General features: G+C 69.8%; 21 protein-coding genes and 1 pseudogene. 13 read left to right on the forward strand and 9 right to left on the reverse strand.

Annotation, left to right across the window (positions count from 1 at the left end; translation table 11 throughout):
* Nucleotides 1-84 precede the first annotated feature (84 nt).
* Both EV380_RS14000 and EV380_RS14005 read left to right on the forward strand, forming a co-directional pair.
* The gene (locus EV380_RS14000) at nucleotides 85-1,596 is read left to right on the forward strand and encodes an aldehyde dehydrogenase family protein (RefSeq protein ID WP_242607638.1); all 1,512 of its coding nucleotides are present in this window, start codon (nucleotides 85-87) and stop codon (nucleotides 1,594-1,596) included.
* Nucleotides 1,597-1,687: 91 nt separating this feature from the next.
* Nucleotides 1,688-2,257 (forward strand): NAD(P)H-dependent oxidoreductase, encoded by a 570-nt coding sequence (locus EV380_RS14005; RefSeq protein ID WP_130451650.1) that lies wholly within the window; start codon nucleotides 1,688-1,690, stop codon nucleotides 2,255-2,257.
* Nucleotides 2,258-2,335: 78 nt separating this feature from the next.
* Here EV380_RS14005 and pgm read toward each other — a convergent pair whose 3' ends face one another.
* Nucleotides 2,336-3,991 carry a phosphoglucomutase (alpha-D-glucose-1,6-bisphosphate-dependent) gene (gene pgm, locus EV380_RS14010; protein ID WP_242607639.1) on the reverse strand — a complete coding sequence of 552 codons (1,656 nt, stop codon included), beginning with the start codon at nucleotides 3,989-3,991 and terminating at the stop codon, nucleotides 2,336-2,338.
* A 122-nt stretch (nucleotides 3,992-4,113) separates the two neighbouring features.
* Nucleotides 4,114-5,466 (reverse strand): DUF2254 domain-containing protein, encoded by a 1,353-nt coding sequence (locus EV380_RS14015; RefSeq protein ID WP_130451651.1) that lies wholly within the window; start codon nucleotides 5,464-5,466, stop codon nucleotides 4,114-4,116.
* Nucleotides 5,467-5,598: 132 nt separating this feature from the next.
* Between EV380_RS14015 and EV380_RS14020 the strand changes: the two genes are divergently transcribed.
* Nucleotides 5,599-6,231 carry an RraA family protein gene (locus EV380_RS14020; RefSeq protein WP_130451652.1) on the forward strand — a complete coding sequence of 211 codons (633 nt, stop codon included), beginning with the start codon at nucleotides 5,599-5,601 and terminating at the stop codon, nucleotides 6,229-6,231.
* 8 nt (nucleotides 6,232-6,239) lie between these two features.
* Here the strand turns inward: EV380_RS14020 and EV380_RS14025 are convergent, their stop codons facing one another.
* Nucleotides 6,240-7,007, reverse strand: coding sequence for an HNH endonuclease family protein (locus tag EV380_RS14025; protein WP_242607640.1), 768 nt, complete (start codon nucleotides 7,005-7,007; stop codon nucleotides 6,240-6,242).
* Between the two features lie 210 nt (nucleotides 7,008-7,217).
* Between EV380_RS14025 and EV380_RS14030 the strand changes: the two genes are divergently transcribed.
* Nucleotides 7,218-7,610: a hypothetical protein gene (locus EV380_RS14030; RefSeq protein WP_130451654.1), complete on the forward strand. Its 393-nt coding sequence runs from the start codon at nucleotides 7,218-7,220 to the stop codon at nucleotides 7,608-7,610.
* Nucleotides 7,611-7,686: 76 nt separating this feature from the next.
* On the opposite strand, the gene EV380_RS14035 is transcribed toward EV380_RS14030, so the two are convergent.
* From EV380_RS14035 to EV380_RS14050, 4 genes are all read right to left on the reverse strand, one after another.
* Nucleotides 7,687-9,156 (reverse strand): peptide MFS transporter, encoded by a 1,470-nt coding sequence (locus tag EV380_RS14035; protein WP_130451655.1) that lies wholly within the window; start codon nucleotides 9,154-9,156, stop codon nucleotides 7,687-7,689.
* Nucleotides 9,157-9,250: 94 nt separating this feature from the next.
* Nucleotides 9,251-9,658 (reverse strand): hypothetical protein, encoded by a 408-nt coding sequence (locus tag EV380_RS14040; RefSeq protein ID WP_130451656.1) that lies wholly within the window; start codon nucleotides 9,656-9,658, stop codon nucleotides 9,251-9,253.
* Between the two features lie 22 nt (nucleotides 9,659-9,680).
* The gene (locus EV380_RS14045; protein ID WP_130451657.1) at nucleotides 9,681-9,977 is read right to left on the reverse strand and encodes a hypothetical protein; all 297 of its coding nucleotides are present in this window, start codon (nucleotides 9,975-9,977) and stop codon (nucleotides 9,681-9,683) included.
* Nucleotides 9,974-11,533: an amidase gene (locus EV380_RS14050; protein ID WP_130451658.1), complete on the reverse strand. Its 1,560-nt coding sequence runs from the start codon at nucleotides 11,531-11,533 to the stop codon at nucleotides 9,974-9,976. Before EV380_RS14050 ends, EV380_RS14045 begins: the two co-directional genes overlap by 4 nt.
* Nucleotides 11,534-11,696: 163 nt before the next feature.
* Here EV380_RS14050 and EV380_RS14055 point away from each other — a divergent pair, with 163 nt between their 5' ends.
* The 3 genes from EV380_RS14055 (at nucleotide 11,697) to EV380_RS14065 (ending at nucleotide 13,565) form a co-directional block, all read left to right on the forward strand.
* On the forward strand, nucleotides 11,697-12,023 hold the full coding sequence (locus tag EV380_RS14055) for a rhodanese-like domain-containing protein (protein ID WP_102159175.1): 327 nt from the start codon (nucleotides 11,697-11,699) through the stop codon (nucleotides 12,021-12,023).
* A gap of 38 nt (nucleotides 12,024-12,061) precedes the next feature.
* The gene (gene pheA / locus EV380_RS14060) at nucleotides 12,062-12,997 is read left to right on the forward strand and encodes a prephenate dehydratase (RefSeq protein WP_130451659.1); all 936 of its coding nucleotides are present in this window, start codon (nucleotides 12,062-12,064) and stop codon (nucleotides 12,995-12,997) included.
* A 166-nt stretch (nucleotides 12,998-13,163) separates the two neighbouring features.
* Entirely contained in the window at nucleotides 13,164-13,565 is a 402-nt protein-coding gene (locus EV380_RS14065; RefSeq protein ID WP_130451660.1) for a hypothetical protein, read from the forward strand.
* A gap of 45 nt (nucleotides 13,566-13,610) precedes the next feature.
* On the opposite strand, the gene EV380_RS14070 is transcribed toward EV380_RS14065, so the two are convergent.
* The gene (locus tag EV380_RS14070; RefSeq protein WP_130451661.1) at nucleotides 13,611-14,648 is read right to left on the reverse strand and encodes a diacylglycerol/lipid kinase family protein; all 1,038 of its coding nucleotides are present in this window, start codon (nucleotides 14,646-14,648) and stop codon (nucleotides 13,611-13,613) included.
* Between the two features lie 38 nt (nucleotides 14,649-14,686).
* On the opposite strand from EV380_RS14070, the gene serS reads away from it, so the two are divergent.
* The gene (gene serS / locus EV380_RS14075; protein WP_130451662.1) at nucleotides 14,687-15,973 is read left to right on the forward strand and encodes a serine--tRNA ligase; all 1,287 of its coding nucleotides are present in this window, start codon (nucleotides 14,687-14,689) and stop codon (nucleotides 15,971-15,973) included.
* Between the two features lie 155 nt (nucleotides 15,974-16,128).
* Here serS and EV380_RS14080 read toward each other — a convergent pair whose 3' ends face one another.
* Nucleotides 16,129-17,670, reverse strand: a complete 1,542-nt coding sequence (locus tag EV380_RS14080) for a PucR family transcriptional regulator (RefSeq protein ID WP_130451663.1) — start codon at nucleotides 17,668-17,670, stop codon at nucleotides 16,129-16,131.
* A gap of 162 nt (nucleotides 17,671-17,832) precedes the next feature.
* Between EV380_RS14080 and gabT the strand changes: the two genes are divergently transcribed.
* The 5 genes and pseudogenes from gabT to EV380_RS14105 all read left to right on the forward strand — a co-directional run bounded on the left by gabT (nucleotide 17,833) and on the right by EV380_RS14105 (nucleotide 24,575).
* On the forward strand, nucleotides 17,833-19,191 hold the full coding sequence (gene gabT, locus EV380_RS14085) for a 4-aminobutyrate--2-oxoglutarate transaminase (protein WP_102159181.1): 1,359 nt from the start codon (nucleotides 17,833-17,835) through the stop codon (nucleotides 19,189-19,191).
* Nucleotides 19,188-20,669, forward strand: coding sequence for an NAD-dependent succinate-semialdehyde dehydrogenase (locus tag EV380_RS14090; RefSeq protein WP_130451664.1), 1,482 nt, complete (start codon nucleotides 19,188-19,190; stop codon nucleotides 20,667-20,669). Before gabT ends, EV380_RS14090 begins: the two co-directional genes overlap by 4 nt.
* 60 nt (nucleotides 20,670-20,729) lie before the next feature.
* Nucleotides 20,730-22,097, forward strand: a pseudogene (locus tag EV380_RS14095) (flavin monoamine oxidase family protein); the annotation flags it as partial.
* 97 nt (nucleotides 22,098-22,194) lie between these two features.
* Nucleotides 22,195-23,037: a universal stress protein gene (locus tag EV380_RS14100; RefSeq protein ID WP_130451666.1), complete on the forward strand. Its 843-nt coding sequence runs from the start codon at nucleotides 22,195-22,197 to the stop codon at nucleotides 23,035-23,037.
* A complete protein-coding gene (locus EV380_RS14105; protein ID WP_130451667.1) occupies nucleotides 23,034-24,575 on the forward strand; it encodes an APC family permease in 1,542 nt (513 codons plus the stop codon). Before EV380_RS14100 ends, EV380_RS14105 begins: the two co-directional genes overlap by 4 nt.
* Nucleotides 24,576-24,584 lie beyond the last annotated feature (9 nt).

Genomic DNA, 24,584 nt, shown 5'->3' on the forward strand with positions numbered 1-24,584 from the left:
TCCGCCGTCCGCGCCCGTCACGACGCAGGCGAGCCGGCGTCACGCCTCTGGTTCCGCGCCTGTGTCGCGGGATACCGTTGCCGCATGGGACTGACTTCTCGCCGCACGGCGCCGCCGCGCGCCTCCAAGCAGCACGACGACGGCGTCGGCCGCGCCCCGACCGTCCGTGACGTGCACGTCCAGTTGCGGGATGCGAGCGCCACCCGGCTCATGCACACGCGCCGCATGCGTGCGCTGCAGCTCAAGGCCCTGGGGCGGATGCTCGTCGAAGGCGAGCAGGAACTCCTCGACGCCCTCGCCGCCGACCTGGGCAAGCCCGCGGTCGAGGCGCACCTGACGGAGATCGACCTCGTCAAGCACGAGGTTGACTTCGCGCTGCTGCACCTGAGCGAGTGGATGGAGGCGCACCACGCGAAAATCCCGATGCTGCTGCAGCCGGCATCGGCGAAGACGGAGCCGCAGCCCAAGGGCGCGATCCTCATTATCGGCGCCTGGAATTATCCGGTGCAGGTGTTGCTCGGCCCGCTGGTCGGGGCGTTGGCCGCCGGCAACGTCGCCGCGCTCAAGCCGTCCGAGCTGGCGCCCGCAACCTCTGCGGCGATCGCCCGACTCGTGCCGCGCTACCTCGACCGCCGAGCGGTGCAGGTGCTCGAGGGTGGAGCCGACGTCTCCGCGGAGCTGCTCGGGCTTGAATGGGACCACATCTGCTTCACCGGCAGCCAGCGGGTCGGGCGCATCGTGGCCGAGGCGGCGGCTAAGCACCTGACCCCGGTGACGCTCGAGCTGGGAGGCAAGTGCCCCGCCGTCGTGCTGGACGGGAACCTGCACGCCGCAGGGCGGCGGATCGCGCACGGCAAGATCCTCAACGCCGGACAGACGTGCACGGCCCCGGACTACGTACTCGCGGTGGGGCAGGGCATGGAGAAGCTGCCCGAGGTCATTCACCGGGCCTTCGTGCGGTTCTTCGGGCGGGACGCCTCCGCGAGCCGCGACTACGGCCGGATCGTGAACCGGAAGGCATTCGATCGGCTCGTCGGTTTCATCGAGGACGCGGAGATCGACCGGTCGGTGCGGGTCATCGGGGGCGGCTACGACGCCGAGACGCTGTACATCGAGCCGACGATCCTTGTGGGTGTGGATCCGGAGGCGGCGGTCATGCAGGAGGAGATCTTCGGCCCGATCCTGCCGATCCTGACGGTCGCGAGCCTCGACGAGGCGATGCGTTTCATCAACGCCCGGCCGAGCCCGCTGGCCGCCTACCTGTTCAGTGAGCGCCCGCGCCCGCACAGCGTGTTCGAGGACCAGGTGCGCGCCGGCGCGATCGCGTTCAACGTGTGCAACATGCACGCGGCGGTGAGTACCTTGCCGTTCGGCGGCGTCGGGGCGTCCGGGATGGGCAACTACCACGGGCGGTACGGGTTCGACACGTTCAGCCAGCTGCGGCCCGTGTTCTCCAAGACGGCCCTTGTCGACACGCTGAAGATCGCCTACCCGCCGTACCGGAAGGGAAAGACCCGCGTCGTGCGGTCGGTGAACTTGGGCTCGGCCGGCCGGCAGGACGTGGACGTGAAGCCGGGGGACAAGCCCGGGATGTGACCAGGCTCACGCCGGGGGCGGGGATGGTTCATGCAAATGAATGAGTTCTATTGAGTGGAAGCTCTTCATATCCCGCTCAAGGAGGCCCCTGATGGCTATTAACGTTCTGACTCTCGTCGGTTCCCTGCGTTCCGGTTCGACCAACGGCCAGCTCGCCGAAGCAGCCGTCGCCCACGCCCCCGAGGGCGTCGAGGTCACGCTCTTCTCCGGCATCGCCGACCTGCCGTTCTACAACGAGGACATCGACGTCGAGGGCCAGGTCCCCGCGGCCGCCGCGAAGCTGCGCGAGGCCGCCGGCTCCGCTGACGCCTTCGTGCTGGTCTCCCCCGAGTACAACGGCACCATGCCGGCCGTGCTCAAGAACGCCATCGACTGGCTCTCCCGTCCGTTCGGTGCCGGGGCGATGACCGGCAAGCCGACCGCCGTGATCGGCACCGCGTTCGGCCAGTTCGGCGGCGTGTGGGCGCAGGACGAGGCGCGCAAGGCCGCCGGCATCGCCGGGGCGAACGTCCTCGAGGACGCCAAGCTGGCGATCCCGGGCTCGCTGACCCGCTTCGCCGAACTGCACCCGAAGGACGACGCCGAGGTCGCGGCTCAGGTCTCCGAGGTGCTGGTGGCGCTCAAGGGCGCGGCCGAGAAGAACCTGGTTGCCCAGGGCTGATCCCCGCAGACGCGCGAAGGGCCGCGGAATCCAAGGGTTCCGCGGCCCTTCCTGTGCCCGGGGTGACTCGCTAGCCGGTCAGGCGATGACCGAGTCCACGAGCGCCTTGGCCTCGGCCTGGACCTGGGCCAGATGCTCGTCGCCCTTGAACGACTCCGCGTAGATCTTGTAGACGTCCTCGGTGCCGGAAGGACGCGCCGCGAACCACGCGTTCTCGGTCGTGACCTTCAGGCCGCCGATCGCCGCCCCGTTGCCGGGCGCCTCAGTCAGCTTCGCGGTGATCTCCTCGCCCGCCAGCGTCGACGCGGAGACGTCGGAGGCTGAGAGCTTCTTCAGGGCCTCCTTCTGCGCCCGGGACGCCGGGGCGTCGATGCGCGCGTACGACGGCGAGCCGAACTCCGCGGTCAGGCCCCGGTAGTGGTCGCTCGGCGAGGAACCCGTGGCCGCCTGGATCTCCGAAGCGAGCAGGCACAGCAGGATGCCGTCTTTGTCCGTGCTCCACGGGGACCCGTCGAAGCGGACGAAGGATGCGCCCGCCGACTCCTCGCCGCCGAACACGCCCGTCCCGTCGAGCAGTCCGGGGACGAACCACTTGAAGCCCACCGGCACCTCCACGAGCTCGCGACCGAGGGATGCGGCCACCCGGTCGATCATCGACGAGCTCACCAGCGTTTTTCCGACGCCGGCGTTCTGCGGCCATTCGGGCCGGTTGCGGTACAGGTAGTCGATCGCGACGGCGAGGAAGTGGTTCGGGTTCATGAGCCCGGCGTCCGGGGTGACGATGCCGTGCCTGTCGGCGTCGGCGTCGTTGCCCGTGGCGATGTCGAAGGCCGCGTCGCCGCCGGCGACCTTGTTGATGAGCGAGGCCATCGCGTAGGGGGAGGAGCAGTCCATGCGGATCTTCTCGTCCCAGTCGAGGCTCATGAACGCCCAGCGCGGGTCGACGGCGTCGTTCACGACGGTCAGGTTCAAGCCGTGGCGCTCGCCGATCGCGCCCCAGTAGTCGACGGACGCGCCGCCCATGGGGTCGGCGCCGATGCGCACACCCGAGGAGCGGATGGCGTCCAGATCCAGCACGGCGCCCAGGGTGTCGACGTAGTGCGCCATGTAGTCGTACGTGCCGCTCGTGGACGCGGCCTTCGCCTCAGCGAGCGGCAGGCGGCGCACGCCGGCGAGCCCGTTGGAGAGGTATTCGTTGGCCCGGTCGGCGATCCACCCCGTCGCGTCGGAGTCGGCGGGGCCGCCGTGCGGCGGGTTGTACTTGAAGCCGCCGTCGGCCGGCGGGTTGTGACTGGGGGTGATGACGACGCCGTCGGCCTGGTGCGCCGGATTGGTGCGGCCGCGGTTGTGGGTGAGGATCGCGTGGCTGAGCGCCGGGGTCGGCGTGAAACGCTCGCGGGCGTCCGTGCGGACCTCGACGCCGTTCGCGGCGAGCACCTCGAGCGCGGTGTCCTGCGCCGGCGCGGAGAGGGCGTGCGTGTCCTTGCCCAGGAACAGCGGGCCGCCGATCCCGGCCGCCGTCCGGTAGTCGACGATCGACTGCGTGATCGCGGCGATGTGATGTTCGTTGAACGAGCCCTTGATCGATGCGCCGCGGTGGCCGCTCGTGCCGAACGCGACGCGCTGGTCTGGATTCTCCGCGTCCGGGACGACGTCGAAGTACGCTCCCAGCACCGCGTCGACGTCGATCAGGTCCTGTGTTTCAGCGGTCTGCCCCGCGCGATTCGCAACCATAGTGATCAGCTTTACCATGCCCGGATGGCGGGTAGTAGACCCTCCGCGGAATCCGCGGTTTTATGTCGAATCGGAGGAGCGTCGCGGTGGGCCCGGTGTGCCGGCGCGCACGCCGCGAAAGGTCAAGAGCGGAAGTCAGCGATCAGGTGGGGGTGCCCAGCAGCGGAGACGGCCGCCCGGCGGGCCGCGTCGATTGAGAACCGCAGCTGCTCGGCGTCGCGCGGGGAGAAGTCCCCGAGCGGAACCATGGCGGCCAGGTCGTCGACCAGGGCCTCGATCTCGGCGGTGTATCGGCGGGAGGTGTCGCACAGGGATGCCTCACGCAGCATCGCGAAGGACTTGTCGACGATGGCGACCTGATCACGACCGAACGCGACGGCGTCGTGCAGGATCAGGGACGCGAGTTCCGTGAACGTGGGGCGCGGCATGAACACGCGGACGGTGCCGCCATCGTCGCACTCCAGAGCGTGGCGCACGTCCGAGCCCGCGATGGCGCCGAGCAAGGAGCCGAGGTAGTTCAGGCAGTGCAGCGCCGTGGTGGAGTCGTTGACGCCCGGTGAGAGGGCGCGGTTGTAGATGTCGACGATCTGCTGGATCGGGAAGCGCGGGTCCTGCACCGTGGTGCGCTCGCGGCCCACGATGACCGCCGCGTTGACGCGCGAGACGAGCAGGCCGACGTCGTCCGCGGTCAGGTGGTGGGGCGAGGCGGTGTTGCGCACGCGGGCGAGGGTCTGGTTGGTCGTGACGAAGTCGCCAGGGGTGATCTCGAACGAGATGACCCAGCCGCGCTCGGCGGCGAGACCGGCGAGGGCCTCCGTCTCGACGTGGCCGACGAAACCGGTGCCCGATGACGGGATGGGCTCCGCAGGGTGGTCCGGGATCGGCGGGAGGCCGGGGCGGGAGTTCCGGTAGGCGCGCGCCAGGGCGCTACGGCCTTCCGCGGCTACATCGGCGAGGATCGTCTCGAGGCGGATGTTGCGCGTGATGTGGGTGAGGAACACGACGAGGAGCACGACGACGGCGATCGCCAGCACGAACGCGAAGCTCACGCTGATGGCGGGGACGAATGCGTCGTGATCGGCGGTGCTGCTCCGGACCGTGCGCAGCACCGCCAGCGAGTACGCGAACGTCCCGAGGAAGACCGCCAGAGTCACGTGGACGACGGTGTCGCCGGTGAAAGTGCGAAGCAGGCGGGGTGTGTACTGGGTCGAGGCGAGCTGTAGCAGCACGATCGTCATGGAGAACGTGAGCGTCGTGACGGTCACGACCGACCCGGTGATCGTGGTGAGGATGGCGCGGGCTGCTTCGGGGCTGCCGCCGAAGACCCCGGAGGACACCAGGCCGCGCGCCTCGGGCAGAGCTGCGTCGAGCGCGGGGAGGCCCAGCCCGAGCAGCAGGCCGATCGCGATGCCGAGGATCGGAAGCGGCCACAGCTCATGCTGGATCGTGTCGATGATCCGATGTATCCGCTGCATGCCGGCCGTCCCTTGGTAGTACCCGTTGGCTTCGTCGAACTCGTTGGAAGTCTAGCCGCGGGGTGGGACCCGGGATGTCGTACGCTCGAGAAGTGGGCGGCCTGCCGCACGCACGACGACGAGGGAGCCCCGATGACAAACAGCCCGAACCTGCCCGACGTGTCGCCGACGTCGCTTGCCGACCTCGTCGACCGGGACCGGGTCATGGACCCGGGCATTCGCCCGCTGTGGTCGCCGATGCCGCGCGTGACTGGGTCGGTCTACGCCGTCCGCTGCGCTCCGGGCGACAACCTGATGATGCACGCGGCGATCTACCGTGCCGAACCGGGATCCGTCATCGTGGTCGATTCAGGCGGAACGCCGCTCGCGGTCGCCGGCGGGAACGTGTGCGCCGTCGCCCAGCGCCGTGGCATCGCCGGTTTCGTCGTCGACGGGAACATCCGCGATCTGCAGGAGGTTCGCGAGATGGGCTTCCCGGTGTTCGCGCGCGGGGTCTTCCCCAAGCCGGGCACCAAGGAGCACGTCGTTGCCTCCGGTGAGGCCGTCGTCGGCGGAGTGGAGGTACGCGCCGGCGACGTCGTCGTGGCGGACGAGGAGGGGATCGTCGTCGCGGGGGCCGACCGCGCGGCCGAGCTGCTCGCGGCGGCGGCGGAGCGCGAGGCGGCCGACGCCGCGCAGAGCCTCGACGAGTGGGAGGCCGCGCACCGGCGCAAGATCGAGGCGGGGCTCGCTGCCGGGGGCGACGCGGCGGGTCTGCCCGACTGACCTGGTGATCAGTCGATCGCGAGCGCCCGCGCGTCCGGGCAGCGCTCGGTGACGACGCCCTCGATCGCGTCCCGTTCGGCCACCGTCATCCACAGCTCGTACTTGGCCTTGACCGCGGTCTGCCTGGCGACGTAGTCGCACCAGAATCCGCGGTTCGGCGGCAACCAGGTGGCCGCGTCCGCGTCGCCCTTGGAGCTGTTGGACGGTCCGTCGACCGCCAGCAGGTTCAGCGGGTCGTTCGCGAACAGGACCCGCTCCTCCTCGTCCAGCCGCTGGGCACCCTTCTGCCATGCGTCGGAGAGCGCCACCAGGTGGTCGATCTGCACGTCGCCGCTGTTCGGCCCCCGTACGAAGTCGATTTCGGTTGCCGTGAATGCGTCGTCCAGCGTGCCCGCGAGCACCACGCAGCCGTTCGTACCCTCCTTGAGCTCCACGTCCCTCAGGTCCCGGCGCAGCATGTCGTTGCGCGCGTCGCAGCCGTTGCGGTCCGGGTCCTTCCAGCCGGAGCCGAACTCGTCGCGTTCGTATCCGGTCTTCGGTGCGCGCCCCTTGACGTCGATGGTCGCCAGCTGCTCCAGGAGCGGCTCGTCGGACTCGGCGAAGCCCGCGTTCGCGTCGCTCTCGGCCTCCAGTGCGGGCTCCGGCGCGGTCGCCTCCAGCTCGTCGACGATGTCCCAGAGGATGCTCTCCGCGGCGGTGCACCCGGTGAGGGAAGAGAGGACGACGGCGCCGCCGGCCAGGGCGGCGAGCAGACGGGTGGTGCGGCGTGTGGACACGGTCGGGTGGCCTCCATGAGTTAGGGCTGGAATGACGGGCCGACCACGAGAAAGACCGGTCGGCACGGTGCACCACCCTATCGGCGGGGACCCGCGGAATGGGAGAGCCCCGCCGACCCTGGGCCGCTGTCCCGGCCGGGATACATTGGGAGCGGCGCTCGGCGGAGGATCGGCGCGGGATCGGGGGAGTCGATGGCGCGCGGCCGCGGGATGCTGATCCTCTATCTGTCGGCGGTCGTCTGCCATTTCCTGCCGTCGTTCGCTTTTGCCGTGATCTTCTACTCGGGTGCGGTTGGCAGTGCGGCGCTGGCCGCGTTGGCCCAGGCGTTGACAGGCGCGGCGACGCTTTTCGCCGCGCTCACGTGGAGCCAGAGTCGTGGTCGCTGGCTCCTGCATTCAGGTTTTCTGACGCGTCTTTGCGCGGGTGCGGCCACGGCTCTCCCCTTTGTCCTGCTCTTCGGGTTCACCAGCGCGTTCGCTGTCTTCCTGCTGCTGCTCTTGGCCGGGCTTGGTGCGGTGGGCTCAGCACTGCACCTGGTGGTGGCGCCGGATCGCGAGGTCGCCGCCCTGCTGTGGCCGACGCGCGCTGATTCCCAGGAATAGACGAACGGCGCCGCACCGGTCCACGGGGAACTGGTGCGGCGCCGTCGTACTGCCTGGAGCCAGGAGGCGGTGCCGGCTACTTCACGCCGGACATGAGCTTCTTGATGCCGGGCGTTGCGGCCGCGAGGGCGATGCCGAGGACGATCGACGTGCCGCCGAGGGCGACGAAGTAGGCGATCTCGTTGCCCTCCGTGTAGAAGCCGGCCAGGATGCCCGCGAGCGTGGTGCCTAGCGAGATCGACAGGTAGAACAGCGCCAGCATCTGCGTCGTGAAGGCGACGGGTGCGAGCTTCGTCGCGACCGAGAGCCCGATCGGCGACAGGAACAGCTCGGCCCACGTGACCAGCAGCAGGATGCCGACGAGTGCCAGCAGCGGCGTCGCGTCCAGGGCCTCGAGCGGGATGAACGCCAGGTAGGCGATGCCGATGATCACCAGGGCCGTACCGAACTTCAGCGGCGTGGACGGCTGGCGGTTGCCGAGCTTGGTCCAGAACGCCGCGAAGATGGCCGCGAAGATGATGATGAACACCGGGTTGATCGACTGCACCCAGCTCGCCGGCATCTCCCAGCCGAAGATGTGGCGGTCCAGGCGCTGCTCGGAGTACACGGCGATGAACGTGAACTGCTGCTGGAACAGGGCGAAGAACGCCGCCGAGGCGATGTAGAGCGGGATGAATGCGACGACGCGCTTGCGCTCCACGGCTTCGACCTTGCGGGAGCGCAGGATCACCACGAAGTAGAGGGCGGACGCGGCGACCGCGGCGATCGCCATGGTGTTGGCCAGGTTGGCCGGGTTCACGAGGCCGGTGGTGAACGCGATGACGATCACGATCAGGCCGAGCAGGGCGCCGAGACCGAATTTCTTGCGGGCTTCGCGCGGCAGCGGGTTGGCCACGTGGTGCGACGACTCGGGCAGCTTCTTGCGGCCGGAGACGTAGATCGCCAGACCGAGGGCCATGCCGACCGCCGCGGCGCCGAAGCCGAAGTGGAAGCCGATGCGGTCCTGCAGTGCGCCGGTGAGCAGCGGGCCGACCAGGCCGCCGATGTTCACGCCCATGTAGAAGATCGAGAAACCGGCGTCGCGGCGCGTGTCCTCACGCGTGTAGAGGGCGCCGACGAGCGATCCGGCCGCGGCCTTCACGCCGCCGGAGCCGAGCGCGACCAGGATCAGGCCGACTGCCAGGCCGACGGCGCCCGGCAGTACGGCCAAGGCCACGTGGCCGGCCATGACGACGATCGCCGAATAGAAGAGGACGCGCTCCGAGCCGAGGAGCCGGTCCGCGATCCAGGCGGCGAGGATCGTGCTCAGGTAGACGCCGCCGCCGTAGGCGCCGACGAGACTCAGGGCCAGGCCCTGCTCCATTCCAAGGCCACCATCGGTGACCGAGAAATACATGTAGTAGGCCAGAATGGCCTGCATTCCGTAAAAGGAGAAGCGCTCCCACAGTTCAACCGTGAAGAGGTTGAACAGCATCGGAGGGTGTCCGAAGAAGGACTTCTCCGCTCCCTTGACCGCGGGGGTGTGCGGTTCGTGTGTAGTGGTCATTCACACAATGAAACGCCAATATGCGACGTACAGCATACTTAAGTGAGTTGACTCACGGTGTCGCCGGCGGCGTGAGGGGCCTCCATGATGTAGTTCATTTCCCCGGATTCTCGCCGGCCCACTCCCGCAGCCGCGGGCTCAACTCCACCGTGAAGTCCATGCCGCGCAAGGCATCTGCGGTGACGTCCAAGCCGCGCCTGCGGGCCTCCCAGGCGAAGTCGTCGTAAGCGAGCTCGTCGTCGAGTGCGATGGAATCCGCGTTCGGTTCGCCTGCGGGCCGTTCGTCCGGCTGGAGGCAGGCGCGCACGTCCTCTTCGATCTGCGCGGGCGACGTGAGAGCGCGCAGCGTGGGGCCGGTGGTCGACGACTTCGCTGCGGCGTCGTGCTCCTCCCGTCCGGCGGGGCCGGCGGGCGGACCCGGCCGCGCCACCCGGATCGCCGACTCGGAGAACCCGCGCTCGGTGACCAGGACGGCACGCCCGTCGTCGAGTCGGCAGAACACCAGGATCGAGACGCTCAGCGAGTCATCGGCCGGGCTCTGCCGGGCTCTGCCGGGATCGGCCGTCGGCGTCGAGCAAGCGCGGTGGCGCTTCGAGTTCGCACCACGCGCCGAAGCCGACCACGCGGCTGCGGTCGACGGGGTGCCGACCCGGCGGGCGGTCCCGGTACGCGGCGGGGTCGGGGCCGATCCCCGGATCCTGCATCCACTCCGGCACGCGCGGGCGAACCGCGTCCGGCGATGGCGCCCAGTAGCCCGACCCGTCGGGGTACAGCTCGCTCAGTCCCCGGGATCCCGGTCCGCTGTTCGTTTCCCGGTTCATGCGACCCCGATCGGCGGGGAGAACGGTGAGGCGTCGAAGTGCGGCTCCAGCTGGGCCGCCAGCGCGAGCAGCTGCGCCTCGGAGCCCGCGCGGCCGATGAACTGCACCCCCATCGAGAGCCCGGCGACGGTGGTCAGCGTCGGCACCGCGATGGCCGGCAGCTGGCTGACGTTCACCATCGACGTGAACGGCGTGTACTGGCACTGCAGGCGGTAGTCGGTGTCGCCGTCGTGCGGGGCGCCCGCGTCCCCGGTGAAGTAACCCACGGGTGGGGGCGTGCTCGCCATCGCCGGCGTCAGCACGACGTCGTACGCGCCCCACTGCGTCCGGAAGTCCCGGGCGATGCCCAGCAGGATGTTGGCGGCAGAGCGGGTCGTCGCCTCGTCGCGCGCGAGGGCGGCGGTGCGGAAGTCGCGGGCGAGCACGCCGAGTCTGGCCTCCGCGCCCGCGCCGAGCGGAATGTCCGTCAGGCCCGAGGTCCAGGTCGTGTAGAAGGAGTCGGGGTAGCGCGGGTCGTAGGCCATTCGGGCCTCCTCAACCTCGTGCCCCGCCGTCTCCAGGGCCGTGACGGCCGCGTCAAGCGCCTCACGGGACTCGGGGGAGAGGCTGATCGGGTAGGCGGACTCGAAGGGGCTCGCCGTCGAGACGCCGACGCGCAGTGGGCGCCCGGTCCGCGGGCCCGGATCGTTCCGGTCGTCCTGAGCCCGCAACACCGGGGCGAAGCGGCCCGGGTCGTGAGAGAGGGCGGCCTCCTCGAAGCGGCCCGCGCCGCTGGGGCGGCTCGAGCCCATGAGGGCGTCGAACAGGGCCCCGGCGTCGGCGGCGTCGCGGGCGATCGGACCGGAGACCGCCATGCGCGGCGCGTTCGTGCGCGTCACGTAGAACGCCCCGGCCCGCTTCTCGGCGTCCGGGTCCAGTGCGCGCGCCGCGCGCAGGTCCGCCGGCACGACGCCGTATCCCGGCTTGAGTCCGACCAGCCCGCACGCCGAGGCCGGGATGCGGATGCTGCCGCCGGCGTCGGATCCGATCGCGCCCGGCAGCATACCCGCCGTGACGGCCGCCGCGCTGCCGCCGCTCGAGCCGCCCGAGGTCAGCGTCGGGTCCAGCGGATTCCGTGATGGCGGGGAGATGAGATTCTCCGAGTAGCAGGCCAGGCCAAATTCCGGGACCTGCGTCTTGCCCAGACTCACCGCTCCGTGCGCGTGGATCTGGTCGACGACAGCGGAGTTCGCTTCCGCGACGACCGGTTCGAACGCAGCGGTCCCGCGCATCGTCGCCACCCCGGCGACATCCCACAGGTCCTTCCAGGCGACCGGGACCCCGTGCAGGGCACCGAGCCGGGCGCGTCGGGCGGCGGCCGGAGCGGACGCCCACGAGCGGTCCAGCCGCGCCGCCGTCGTCATCGCGAGATCCGCGGTGACCTTTACGAAGGCGCCGAGCTCCGCGTTGGAGTCGGCAATGCGGTCTAGGTGGGCGGCCGCCGCCTCGCGGGCGGAGAGTTCTCCCGAGAGCACGGTCTCGCGCAACTGGCGGACCGTGTATTCCTCGATGTGCATGTTCGCTCCGTCGGTTCGCGTACTCGGGTGTCCAGTGCGAGCGTAAACCTTCCGCGTCCTGAGGCGCACCCGCTATAGGCTGGGGCGGATGCCATGTCATGCCATGACATGCCTGGCATGCCTGCCGTCGATCGCGACGGCGCCGATGCGAAAGGAGCAAGTGATGAGTGACTTCGAGACGGTCGAGGTCGGCGAGATCCCGACCGGTGCCCTGGTACTCGACGTCCGCGAGGACTACGAGTGGGTGGCGGGTCACGCCACCGGTGCCGTGCATATTCCGATGAACGAGATCCCGGAGCGCCTCGAGGAGTTGGACCCCGACGCGGACACCTACGTCATCTGCCGGACCGGCGGCCGCTCGGCGCAGGTCGCCGCCTACCTGACTGCGCACGGCTACGTCGCGTTCAACGTCGCCGGCGGTTCCGGCGCCTGGCTTGAGGCAGACCTCCCCCTGACCAGCGAGAACGGCGAAGAACCCACCGTTCGTTAGCTCCACCGCCGGGTGACCGGCCCACGAAAGCGACCACCATGATCTTCACGTACCTGGGCCCGGCGGGCACCTTCACCGAATCCGCACTGCTGCAGGTTCCCGGCGCCGCTGAGGCGGAACGGGTGCCGGCGACGAGCGTGAACAACGCGCTGGACCGCGTCCGCGAGGGCGCGGCTGACGCGGCGATGGTACCGATCGAGAACTCCGTCGAGGGCGGCGTCTCGGCGACGCTGGACTCGATCGCAACGGGCGGAAGCCTGCAGATCGTGGCTGAGGCGCTCGTGCCGATCACGTTCGACCTCGTCGTGCGCGACGGGATCGAGGAGCCGGGGCAGATCAGGACGGTCGCGACCCACGGCCACGCGTGGGCGCAGTGCCGCAGCTGGTCGGAGGCGAACATGCCGACGGCCGAGTTCATCCCGGCCTCGTCGACGGCCGCGGGGGCCCTGTCGATCCTGGACGAGAAATCCGACGTCGACGCCGCGATCTGCTCGCCGCTCGTTGCCCAGGAGAACCCGCTGAAGGTGCTGCGCCACGGCATCGAGGACAACGCCGGTGCGGTCACCCGCTTTGTCCTGGTGCGTCGGCCGGGGTCGATCCCGGAGCCGACCGGCCGGGACAAGACGACTGTCGTCATCCCCCTGCCCGAGGACCGGCCGGGCGGGCTGATGGAGATCCTGGAACAGTTCGCCGCCCGCGGCGTGAACCTCTCCCGCATCGAGTCGCGCCCCACGGGGCAGGGCCTCGGCAACTACTTCTTCTCGGTCGACACGCACGGGCACATCGGGGAGGCCCGCATGGCCGACGCGCTCGCCGGCCTGCACCGGATCAGCCCGAACCTGCGGTTCCTCGGGTCCTACCCTGCGGCCGGCCCGGCGCAGATCGATCCGCCCTCGCTCAAGCGCCACAACACCGACGAGGCGTTCGCCCAGGCGGCTGAGTGGGTGGCGTCGATCCGCGGGGCGGGCAGCTAGAGGAGTCGTTCCTCATCCTTTAACGACGCAGAGCGGAGGGCGCGTCCTGTCGATCGATCAGACGACTGTCGCATCGAAATGGCTACTGGGAAGTTCCGGTGTCGGATGCCTTGCGGGCGTAGCGGTTCCCGCGTTCTCGGTCGATTGGGCATATTCCAGTCACCCGATGGCCTTGGCAGCGGTGACGGCCATGAAAGTTTGTCTTGTCATCCCGCTTGCCGGGACGATCCTCTTCGGCTTTCGTGACCGTCAGATCTTCCTCGGCTTCTTTGCCGCCGTGATCAACATCATCGCCGCCGGCATCATCACCATCTTCACGTGGTTCGCGGTTCCGCCGAGTGCACTGATCGGCGTGTGGCTCCTCCTTGCCGGAGTCCTCTGGGGAGAAGCACGCCCGACCTTGAGGAGGAGACTGCTCTCGGCCGGGTTGTGGACAGTCGTGATCTCGATGATCGTCAGCCTGGCGCTGCTCTCCGTCCCCGGCTACGGGGACTACATCGGTTCCCTCGTCAACCTCGGCCTCGTGGTCTGGTTGGTGCGCTTGAGCCGTAGCCCGGCCACTAGCTGACCGAACGAAGCGGGCCGTGGCGCCCCGTCCCACCCATCGCGCCGCTCAGCAGCGGATGCTCAGGGCCCCGGGTAGCACCTCGACGTCGAGCTCGCGCACGTAGCCGTCCGTGTCGCCGTCGAGCTGCGCGGCGATCGGTTCGTCGCAGATCAGCGAGATCTTCCGGCACTGGGCGAAGTTGACGATCGGGTCGTACGAGCGGCTGCGGACCAGGCCCTTGAGGGCGATCCATCCCCACCCGGCGAGCGATCGCGGGCTCATCACGACGACGTCGAGGACGCCGTCGTCGATCCGCGCGTCCGGGGCGAGCTGCACGCCGCCCTGAAGTCGGCCACAGTTCGCGATCATGACGGAGCGGGTCTTCAGCTCGCGCGCCTCGCCGTCGTCGAGTCGGATCCGGACCGCCTTGCGCGCCCCCGGCATCTTGCGGAATCCCGCCTCCGCGTAAGCGACGGCGCCGAGGCGCGCTTTGAGTTCCGAATCGGTCGCGTCCATCATTTCGGCGTCGAACCCGATGCCCGCGATGACCGCGAACACCTTCGTCTCCTCGCTGCCGTCGTCGCGCACGAGCCGGACCCGGGCGGCGTCGATCTTGCGAACCGTACCGAACAGGGCACCCGCGAGCCATGAGTCGCCGTTATCGACTTCGATGTCCAGGTTGCGCGCCAGCAAATTGCCCGTGCCCAGCGGCAGCAGCGCCATGATCTCCTCGCGCCCGCTCATCACCTCGGCGACCGCGCGCACGGTGCCGTCGCCGCCGCCGGCGATCACGGTGGTGCACCCGTCCGCCAGCGCGGCCCGCGCCATCGCGTAGCCGGGGTCTTCCGCGGTGGTCCTATAGACGGCGGGCGCCGGCCGGCCCGCGTTCGCGCACGCCGCGTTGAGCTGGTCAAGTGCCAGCGCCGCGCCCTTCTTCGAAGGATTCAGGACGACGCCGATGCGCTCGCCGTCGCGTTGGGTCTCCGGAGCCTCATCCTCGATGCGGCTGAGCCGGGTCCTGAGGGCGCGAACGGAGACCAGAGCGACGACGGCGACGACCACCGCGACGATCACGAGCAAAAGGGCGAGGATCTCAAGATACATAGTGCACTCAGAGTAGCCGGGTTCGATACCCTGTACGTGTGATCGACGTAAAAGAACTCGTAGAGAATCCAGACGTATTCCGTGCCTCGCAGCGTGACCGCGGTGCGGACGAGTCCCTCGTGGACCAGATCATCGCGGCGGACGTCTCCCGCCGCGAGTCGATCGCCTCCTTCGAGTCCCTGCGTGCGGAGCAGAAGGCCTTCGGCAAGAAGGTCGCCCAGGCCAAGGGTGAGGAGAAGCAGGCGCTGCTGGCCGAGGTTAAGGAACTGGCCGCCCAGGTCAAGGCCGCCGAAGCCGCCGCGGACGCGGCGCAGACCGAGCTGAGCTCCCTCCAGCGGGCCTTCCCCAACCTGGTCTCCGCGGGCGTTCCGGCCGGCGGCGAGGACGACTTCTCCGTCGTCAAGCACGTCGGCACGCCCCGTGACTTTGCCGCGGAGGGCTTCGAACCGCGCGACCACCTCGAGATCGCCGAGCTGATCGGCGCGATCGACATGGAGCGCGGTGCCAAGGTCTCCGGGTCGCGTTTCTACTTCCTCAAGGGCGTCGGCGCCCGCCTCGAGATCGCCCTCATGAACATGGCGCTCGACCTGGCCCTGCAGAACGACTTCACGCCGATGATCACGCCGACCCTGGTGCGCCCGGAGACGATGCAGGGGACCGGCTTCGATGTCGCCCACGACGATGAGATCTACCGCCTCGAGCGCGACGACCTGTACCTGACGGGCACCTCCGAGGTGGCGCTCGCGGGCTACCACGCCGACGAGATCATGGACCTCTCCGCGGGTCCGCAGCGCTACGCCGGCTGGTCCTCGTGTTACCGCCGCGAGGCCGGTTCGGCGGGCAAGGACACCCGCGGCATCATCCGCGTGCACCAGTTCAACAAGCTGGAGATGTTCATCTACACCTCGCTCGAGAACGCCGAGGCCGAGCACGCGAAGATGCTCGCCTGGGAAGAGGAGATGCTCGCCAAGGTCGGCCTGCCGTACCGCGTGATCGACACGGCCGCCGGCGACCTCGGTATGAGTGCGGCCCGCAAGTTCGACTGCGAGGCCTGGGTCCCGACGCAGGGCAAGTACCGCGAGCTGACCTCGACGTCGAACTGCACCACGTTCCAGGCGCGCCGCCTGAACATCCGCGAGCGCCAGGTCGGCGCTGACGGCAAGCCGGGCAAGACGCGCCCCGTGGCCACGCTGAACGGCACGCTGGCCACGACGCGCTGGATCGTCGCGATCCTCGAGCAGCACCAGAACGCCGACGGTTCCGTCACGGTCCCCGAGGCCCTGCGCCCGTACCTGGGCGGCCTGGAGACCCTCCCGGTCCTGTAGCCGGATACGCCCCCGACGGCTCTGCCCTTATCGCGAAACCATGCCGTTGTAGCGGCAGAGTTTCGCGATACGGGCAGAGCCACCGGTCGCCGGCAGTCCACCGGCCGCCGCGAGCCGTCGCCGGCCGGGCGTCCGTCCAGTGTTCGCCCGGCGCGTCAGTCGAGCGCCCGCAGCGCCAGCCAGACGTTCGCCCGCCCGTCGAAACCGGCCAGGGACTGCCCCAGCACGCGCTCGATCAGCGAGATCCGCGCCTTGAGCGTGTGCCGGTGCACCCCGAGCTCGCGCGCCGCCGGCTCCCACTGGCCGTTGTGCTCGAGCCACACCCGCAGCGCCCCGGTCAGGTCCGTCGCGTTGGCGTCGTCGTGCCGGGTCAGCGGGTCCAGGAGCGAGCGCGCCACGTCACGGGCGCGCTGCTCGGGCAGCAGGTCGGCCATGTCCGACGCGGCGATCTCGGAGAACGTCGCGCTCGGTTCGTCGCGCGCGCGGGCCCGCTCGCACGCGGCCCGCGCCTGCCGCAGTCCGGCTGACAGATCGGCGTAGGCGTGCGGGTCGGAGACTCCGACCCGATCCGCGTACGTCCCGGCGAGCCGCCGCACGGTCGCCGCGGTCTCCGCCTCCGCGGTCAGCACGACGACGCCGTCCTCCTCGCGCCCGGCGAAGAGGCTTCCGGGGTGAGTGCTCATGCGGTCCTCGAGCCAGTCGCGGAGCCGGTCGAGGCGGGCCTCGGGCACCTCGAGTTGCAGCACGTGCACCGGCTCGGGGGGAAGCGGCGACTTCATGCGCTGCGCGATGTCCTTCACGAGCCGCACGTCGCCGGCCGTCAGCGCGGCCAGCAGCCCGGTGCGCAGTGCCGCGCGGGAACGCGTGAGTGACCGGCTCTGCTCGAGCGCCAGGCCCACGAGCGCGATGACGCTCGAGACGACCGTGCGCGCGGCCTGATCGAGGCCGCCGATGCCGGGCGCACCGCCCAGGACCAGGACCCCGCGCAGCTCGCCCCGGCGGCCGATGGTCTGGAAGGTGAGCGAGACGTCGTCGTGCTCGGCGGTCGAGCTCGAGCGCTGGCCGCGAGCGAGCAGCCGTTCGACCTCGGATTCGACGATCACGGCCAGGGCCGGCTCGCCCACGGTGGTGGAGCCCGGGCCGGTGAGATGCGCACGCCGGCCGTCGGCGTCGAACAGTGCCACCCACGAACCGAGCTGGCGGGCGAGCTCGGAGAGGCAGGATTCCAGCCCGTCGGTGCGCAGCGCCGCGAAGGAGATGGCGCGCTGGGCGCTGAGCGCCCAGTTCTCGCGCGCGTGACGGGATGCGGCGACGCTGTCGGCGACGTGGTGGATCACGGCGAGGAACGGAACCCGGTAGGGGACCTCGAAGAGGGGAAGGCCCGCTTCGTCGCACGCGCGAAGCAGGGGATCGGGCACGCTTTCGCGCAGGACCCCCAGGCCGAAGCCGAGCCCGACGATCCCGTGCTCGAGGAGGCGGGCGACGTACTCCGTGTACGGGACGGGTTCGTCGCTGCGGAACTGCGCGCCCGTGGTCAGCAGGGCGTTGCCGGCGCTGAGGAATGGCGTCGGATCCGCGAGGTCGGAGCTGGCCACCCATGTCAGCGGCTCGTCGAGCGACGAGTCGTCTGCGGGCCGGGTGCGCAGCCGCAGGCCGAGGTTCGAGTCCTTGATGAGGGTGCGCAGCGTCGCGGTCATGGAACCAGAGTAGCCGGAGCTGCCGATCCGTCGAAGAACGGCGTTAGTTTTCGACGATTCGGCACTGCCAATGTGGCGCGGATGACCCTACGCTCGAAGAAAGAAGTACGACGACGTGCCGACGGCGCGCCGACCACCCCACGCTATGAAAGGGACAAGAGCATGACTGCAGTTCCCACCGCCGCCATCAAGGGCGGCCCCTCCCTGCCGCAGAAGCGCGAGCTCGTCACTGAGATCCCCGGTCCGCGTTCGCGCGAACTGATGGAGCGCAAGCTGAACTCCGTTTCCGCCGCTGTGGGAACCACTCTGCCGGTGTTCGCCGAGGCGGCCGGAGCCGGCGTCGTCGTCGACGTCGACGGCAACTCCCTGATCGACCTGGGCTCCGGCATCGCCGTGACCGGCGTCGGCAACAGCGCCCCGCGCGTCGTCGAGGCCGTCCAGCGCCAGGTCGAGCAGTTCACGCACACGTGCTTCATGGTCACCCCGTACGACTCCTACGTGGAGGTCGCCGAGGCCCTGAACCGCCTGACCCCGGGCGACCACGCCAAGCGCACCGCGCTGTTCAACTCGGGTGCCGAGGCCGTCGAGAACGCGGTCAAGATCGCCCGCACGTACACCAAGAAGCAGGCCGTTGTGGCCTTCGACCACGCCTACCACGGCCGCACGAACCTCACGATGGCGATGACGGCGAAGAACATGCCGTACAAGCACGGCTTCGGGCCGTTCGCCTCCGAGGTCTACCGCGCCCCGATGTCGTACCCCTACAAGGACGGCGAGCTGACCGGCCCCGAGGCCGCGAAGCGCGCGATCTCCGTGATCGAGAAGCAGGTCGGCGCCGAGAACCTGGCCGCCATCGTGATCGAGCCGATCCAGGGCGAGGGCGGCTTCATCGTCCCGGCCGACGGCTTCCTCGCGACCCTGACCGAGTGGGCCGCCGCCAACGGCGTCGTCTTCATCGCCGACGAGGTCCAGACGGGCTTCGCCCGCACCGGCGCCATGTTCGCGTGCGACCACGAGGGGATCGTCCCCGACCTGATCGTCACGGCCAAGGGCATCGCCGGCGGCCTGCCGCTCTCCGCGGTCACCGGCCGCGCCGAGATCATGGACGCCCCGCACGCGGGCGGCCTCGGCGGCACCTACGGCGGCAACCCGATCGCGTGCGCCGCGGCGCTCGCCACGATCGAGACCTACGAGCAGGACGGGCTCATCGAGGCCGCCCGCGAGATCGAGAAGACCATCAAGGGCCGCTTCACCGAGCTGGCTCAGCGCGACGGCCGCATCGGCGACGTCCGCGGCCGCGGCGGCATGATCGCGATCGAGCTCGTCGACGCTGAGACCGGCGAGCCCGACGCGGCGCTGACCGGCACGGTCGCCAAGGCCGCCCACGCCGCCGGCGTGATCGTGCTGACGTGCGGCACTTACGGGAACGTCTTCCGTTTCCTGCCGCCGCTGAACATCCCCATCGACCTGCTCAACGAGGGCCTCGACGTCGTCGTGGAAGCACTGGAGAACGCCAAATGACCATCACGACCGAGACCACCGCGAGCGCGGCCGAGCGCGAGCTGCTCGCCCGCGTGCCCACCGGCCTCTACATCGACGGCGCCTGGGTCGCGACCGAGGCGACGATCGACGTGCAGGACCCCGCCACGGGTGAGGTCATCGCGCAGATCGCCGACGCCGACGTCGAGCACGGCGTGGCAGCCCTCGACGCGGCCGTCGCCGCGCAGGCCGCCTGGGCCGCGACGGCCCCGCGCAAGCGTTCGGACATCCTCCGCCGCGCCTTCGATCTGCTGCAGGAGCGCCGCGAGGACTTCGCGCTGCTCATGTCGATCGAGATGGGCAAGCCGCTGGCCGAGGCCAACGGCGAGGTCACCTACGGCGGCGAGTTCCTGCGCTGGTTCTCCGAGGAGGCCGTGCGCATCGGCGGCCGCTACGGGTCCACCCCCGAGGGCACCGGCCAGATGGTCGTCTCCCAGCGCCCCGTCGGCCCGTGCTTCCTCATCACCCCGTGGAACTTCCCGCTGGCCATGGCGACCCGCAAGATTGCCCCGGCGCTCGCCGCCGGCTGCACCGTGGTGGTCAAGCCCGCGACGCTCACCCCGCTGACGACCCTCTACTTCGCGCAGCTGCTCGAGGACGCCGGAGTGCCGGCTGGCGTCGTCAACGTGGTCACGACGACGAAGACAGGCGCCGTCTCCTCGCGCATCATCGAGGACGACCGACTGCGCAAGCTCAGCTTCACCGGTTCCACGGGCGTCGGCCAGAAGCTCATGGAGCAGTCGGCCAAGGGCATTCTGCGCACCTCGATGGAGCTCGGCGGCAACGCCCCGTTCGTCGTCTTCGAAGACGCGGACCTGGACAAGGCGGTCGACGGCGCGATGGCCGCAAAGTTCCGCAACATCGGTCAGGCGTGCACCGCTGCGAACCGGTTCATCGTGCACGAGTCCGTCGCCGACGAGTTCGCCCGTCGCGTCACGGAGCGCGTGAACGCGTTCAAGATCGGCCGCGGCACGGAGGAGGGCGTCGCGATCGGCGCGCTCATCGACGCCAAGGCCGTGGCGAAGGCGGACGAACTGGTGGGCGACGCCGTCGAACGCGGCGCCACCGTCCTGACCGGGGGCGAGGTGCTGCCCGGACCGGGCACGTTCTACGCCCCGACCGTGATCACCGGCGTCACCGCCGACGCGAAGATCCTCTCCGAGGAGATTTTCGGACCCGTGCTCGCGATCGCCACCTTCTCCACCGAGGAGGAGGGCGTCGCCCTGGCCAACGACACCGAGTACGGCCTGGCGTCCTACGTCTTCACCGAGGATCTGGACCGCGGCCAGCGCATGATCGAGGCGCTGGAGACCGGCATGATGGGCCTGAACATCGGCGTCATGTCCAACGCGGCGGCCCCCTTCGGCGGCGTCAAGGCCTCCGGCATCGGCCGCGAGGGCGGCTCCGAGGGCATCCACGAGTACCTCTCCACCAAATACACGCTGATCCCGAACAGCTGAACCGGGAAGCGGGGCCGTCCCGGCGCACGCGCCGCGGCGGCCCCGCGCCATCTCAGGAGTAGAACAAGAATGACTGACATCACCCGCGACGTTGTGATCGTCGGTGCCGGAGTCTCCGGCCTGACCGCAGCGAACGAACTCGTCAAGGCCGGAAAGACCGTCGCCGTGCTCGAGGCCCGCGACCGCGTCGGCGGCCGCCTCTGGACCCGTGAGATCGACGGCGCGATGCTGGAGATCGGCGGCCAGTGGGTCTCGCCGGACCAGGACGCGCTGATCGGCACCCTCGAGGACCTGGGACTCGAGACGTACTCGCGCTACCGCGAGGGCGACAGCGTCTACATCGACGCCGATGGCGCCCTGACGACCTTCACGGGCGAGATCTTCCCGGTCTCCGCCGAGACGCAGCGCGAGATGGAGCGCCTCATCGGCGTCCTGGACGAGCTCGTCGCCGAGATCGGCATCGCCGCCCCGTGGGACCACCCGCGCGCCAAGGAACTCGACACGATCACCTGGAAGGCGTGGCTCGAGGCTCAGACCGAGGACCAGGAGGCACGCGACAACATCGGCCTCTTCATCGCCGAGGCCATGCTGACCAAGCCTTCCCATGCGATCTCCGCCCTGCAGGCGATCCAGATGGCCGCTTCCGCCGGCAGCTTCACGCACCTCGTCGATTCCGATTTCATCCTCGACAAGCGCGTCGTCGGCGGCCTGCAGTCGGTCCCGATCGCGCTCGCGGAGAAGCTCGGCGGCGACGTGTTCCTGAACCAGCCGGTGCGCCGCATCGAGCACGACGACGATTCTGTCACCGTGGTCGCCGACGGCATGACGGTCTCGGCGAAGCGCGTCATCGTGGCCGTGCCGCCGAACCTGTACTCGCGCATCGACTTCCAGCCGGCCCTGCCGCGCCGTCAGCACCAGATGCACCAGCACCTCTCGCTGGGCCTGGTCATCAAGGTGCACGCCGTCTACGACCGCCCGTTCTGGCGCGAGGCGGGCCTCTCGGGGACCGCGTTCAGCCCGTATGAGACCGTGCACGAGGCCTACGACAACACGAACCACGGCGATTCCAAGGGAACGCTCGTGGGCTTCGTCTCCGACGAGACCGCCGACGGACTGTTCGAGCTCAGCGAGGAGGAGCGCAAGCACCGCATCCTCACCTCGCTCTCGCACTACTACGGCGAGCAGGCGCTCACCCCTGAGGTCTACTACGAGAGCGACTGGGGCACCGAGGAGTGGACCCGCGGCGCGTACGCGGCCAGCTTCGACCTCGGCGGCCTCAGCCGCTACGGCGCTGATCTGCGCACGCCGGTCGGCGTCATCCACTGGTCTTGCTCCGACCTCGCCGCCGAGGGCTTCCAGCACGTCGACGGCGCCATTCGCGTCGGTCGCGAGACCGCGGCGGTCATCGCCGACGAGCTGAACGCTTAGCGATGCCGAGGCCCGGCCGGCGCACGCGCGCCGGCCGGGCGTCGTCGTTCCCGCACCCGCGGACCGCGACCGATACGACACGGAAGAAGAGACTCTGATGAAGATCCTCGTGGGCTACACCCACACGGCCGGCGGGGCCGATGCCCTGCGGCTCGGCACCCAGCTCGCGCAGGCCTTCGACGCGCCGCTCGAGATCGCCATGGTGGTCACGGGCGACGCCGGCGGGCTGCGGCACGTGCGGGACACGGCCGCCGGCTGGCTGGCGGAGGCGCTCGCTGCCGTGCCCGAGGGCGTGGCCGCGAGCACTCACCTGGAGTTCGCCGAGTCGGCCGCCGCGGGGCTGCTGGGAGCGAGCCGGAATCTCGGAACGACCCTGATCGTGGTCGGAGGCCGGGAGCGCTCGGGCAGCGTCAGCAACGCCCTGCTGCACGCCTCCCGTGTGCCCGTTGCCGTGGCTCCGGCAGGGCATGCCGATGCGGACCCGGCCCCGCTGCGCCGGGTGACGGCCGCCGTCGGGCTGCGCCCCGGTGCCGAGGCCGTGATGCGCGCCGGCGTCCTGTCGGCGCAGCGCGCCGGTGCCGACCTGCGGGTCCTCTCCCTCGTGACGCTCGACGCCCGCGCGCTCGGCTCCGAGGCGGAGGGCGAGGCCCTCGCCGCCGCGCACGGGGACCGGGTGCGTGCCTTCGTGCGCGAAGTGTCGCCCGACGGCCTCGCGCCCGAAGTCGCCGTCGCCGCGGGGCGCAGGATCGAGGACGCCGTGCGTCGCGTGGAGTGGGAGGACGGGGAGATCGTGCTCGTCGGCTCCTCCCGGCTCGCGAGCCTCGGGCGGACCTTCCTGGGCAGCACCGCCGGCAAAATGCTGCGGGCCCTGCCCGTACCCCTGGTCATCGTCCCCCGGGACATGGAACCGACTTTCGAGGACAAGGAACCCACATCATGAGCGATGCGACGGCGCAAGGGCGCACCGACGCCTCCGAGCAGTCCGGCGAGACCGGCGGACTGAGCAAGAAGGGCCTCAGCGCCGGATCGGTCGGCCTCATCGGCGCGATCGTCATCGGCGTCTCCTGCATCGCCCCGGCCTACACGTTCACCGCGGCCATCGGGCCGACGGCGTCGGCGGTCGGGCTGCAGGTGCCCGCGATCATCCTGGCGGGCTTCATCCCGATGCTCCTGGTGGCTTTCGGCTACCGCGAGCTCAACCGGTCCATGCCGGACAGTGGTACGTCCTTCACGTGGGCGACGCGCGCGTTCGGTCCGTGGATCGGCTGGCTCGGCGGCTGGGGGCTGATCGCCGCAACCATCCTGGTGCTCTCCAACCTGGCTGGCGTCGCCGTCGACTTCCTCTATCTGCTCATCGCGCAGATCTCCGGTAACGCCGGCATCGCCGATCTGGCGGCGAATCCGTTCATCAACGTCATCACGTGTCTGGCCTTCATGGCTGCCGCGACGGCGATCTCCTACCGCGACATGCAGACGACCCAGCGCGTCCAGTACCTGCTGGTGGGCTTCCAGATCCTCGTGCTCATCGTTTTCGCGATCGCGGCTATCGTGCACGTGGCCAACGGCAGCGGGTACGACCCGGAGCCGATCGCCCTCGAATGGTTCAACCCGTTCGCCGTCGACTCCTTCTCCGCGGTCGCGGCCGGCCTGTCCCTGTCGATCTTCATCTTCTGGGGCTGGGACGTCACGCTGACGATGAACGAGGAGACCGAGGGGTCGGCGACGACGCCGGGCCGCGCCGCGACGCTCACGGTCCTGATCATCGTGGGCCTGTACCTGCTGCTGTCGGTGTCGCTCATCGCCTTCGCGGGCGTCGGCACGGGGGAGTACGGGCTCGGCAACGAGTCCATCCAGGAGAACGTCTTCTTCCACCTCTCGCACCTGGTGCTCGGGCCGTTCGCGTGGCTCGTCTCGCTGGCCGTGCTCTCGAGCTCGGCCGCCTCGCTGCAGTCGACGTTCGTCTCCCCGGCGCGCACCCTGCTGGCCATGGGCCACTACGGGGCGATCTCCCCGAAGTTCGCCCGCGTCAGCCCGCGTTTCTTCACCCCCGGTTACGCGACGATCGTCTCCGCCGTCGTCGCCTCGGTGTTCTACGCGGTCATGCGCTTCGTCTCCGAGAACGTCCTGTGGGACACCATCACCGCGCTCGGCATGATGATCTGCCTGTACTACGGCATCACGGCGTTCGCGAGCGTCTGGTACTTCCGCCGCACCTACACCCGCTCGGTGCGGAACTTCGTGTTCCAGCTGCTCTGCCCGGGCATCGGCGGCCTCATCCTGATCGTGCTGTTCTTCACGACCATCATCGACAGCATGGATCCGGCCTACGGCTCCGGCTCGAGCATCTTCGGCGTCGGTCTGGTATTCGTGCTCGGCATGGTCGTGCTGGGCCTCGGCGTCGCGCTGATGATCGTGCAGTACGTCCGGCGCCCCGCGTTCTTCCGCGGCGAGACGCTCACGAAGGCCGCCGAGAACTGAACTACCCGC

It is taken from the genome of Zhihengliuella halotolerans, from assembly GCF_004217565.1.
Lineage (GTDB): Bacteria > Actinomycetota > Actinomycetes > Actinomycetales > Micrococcaceae > Zhihengliuella > Zhihengliuella halotolerans.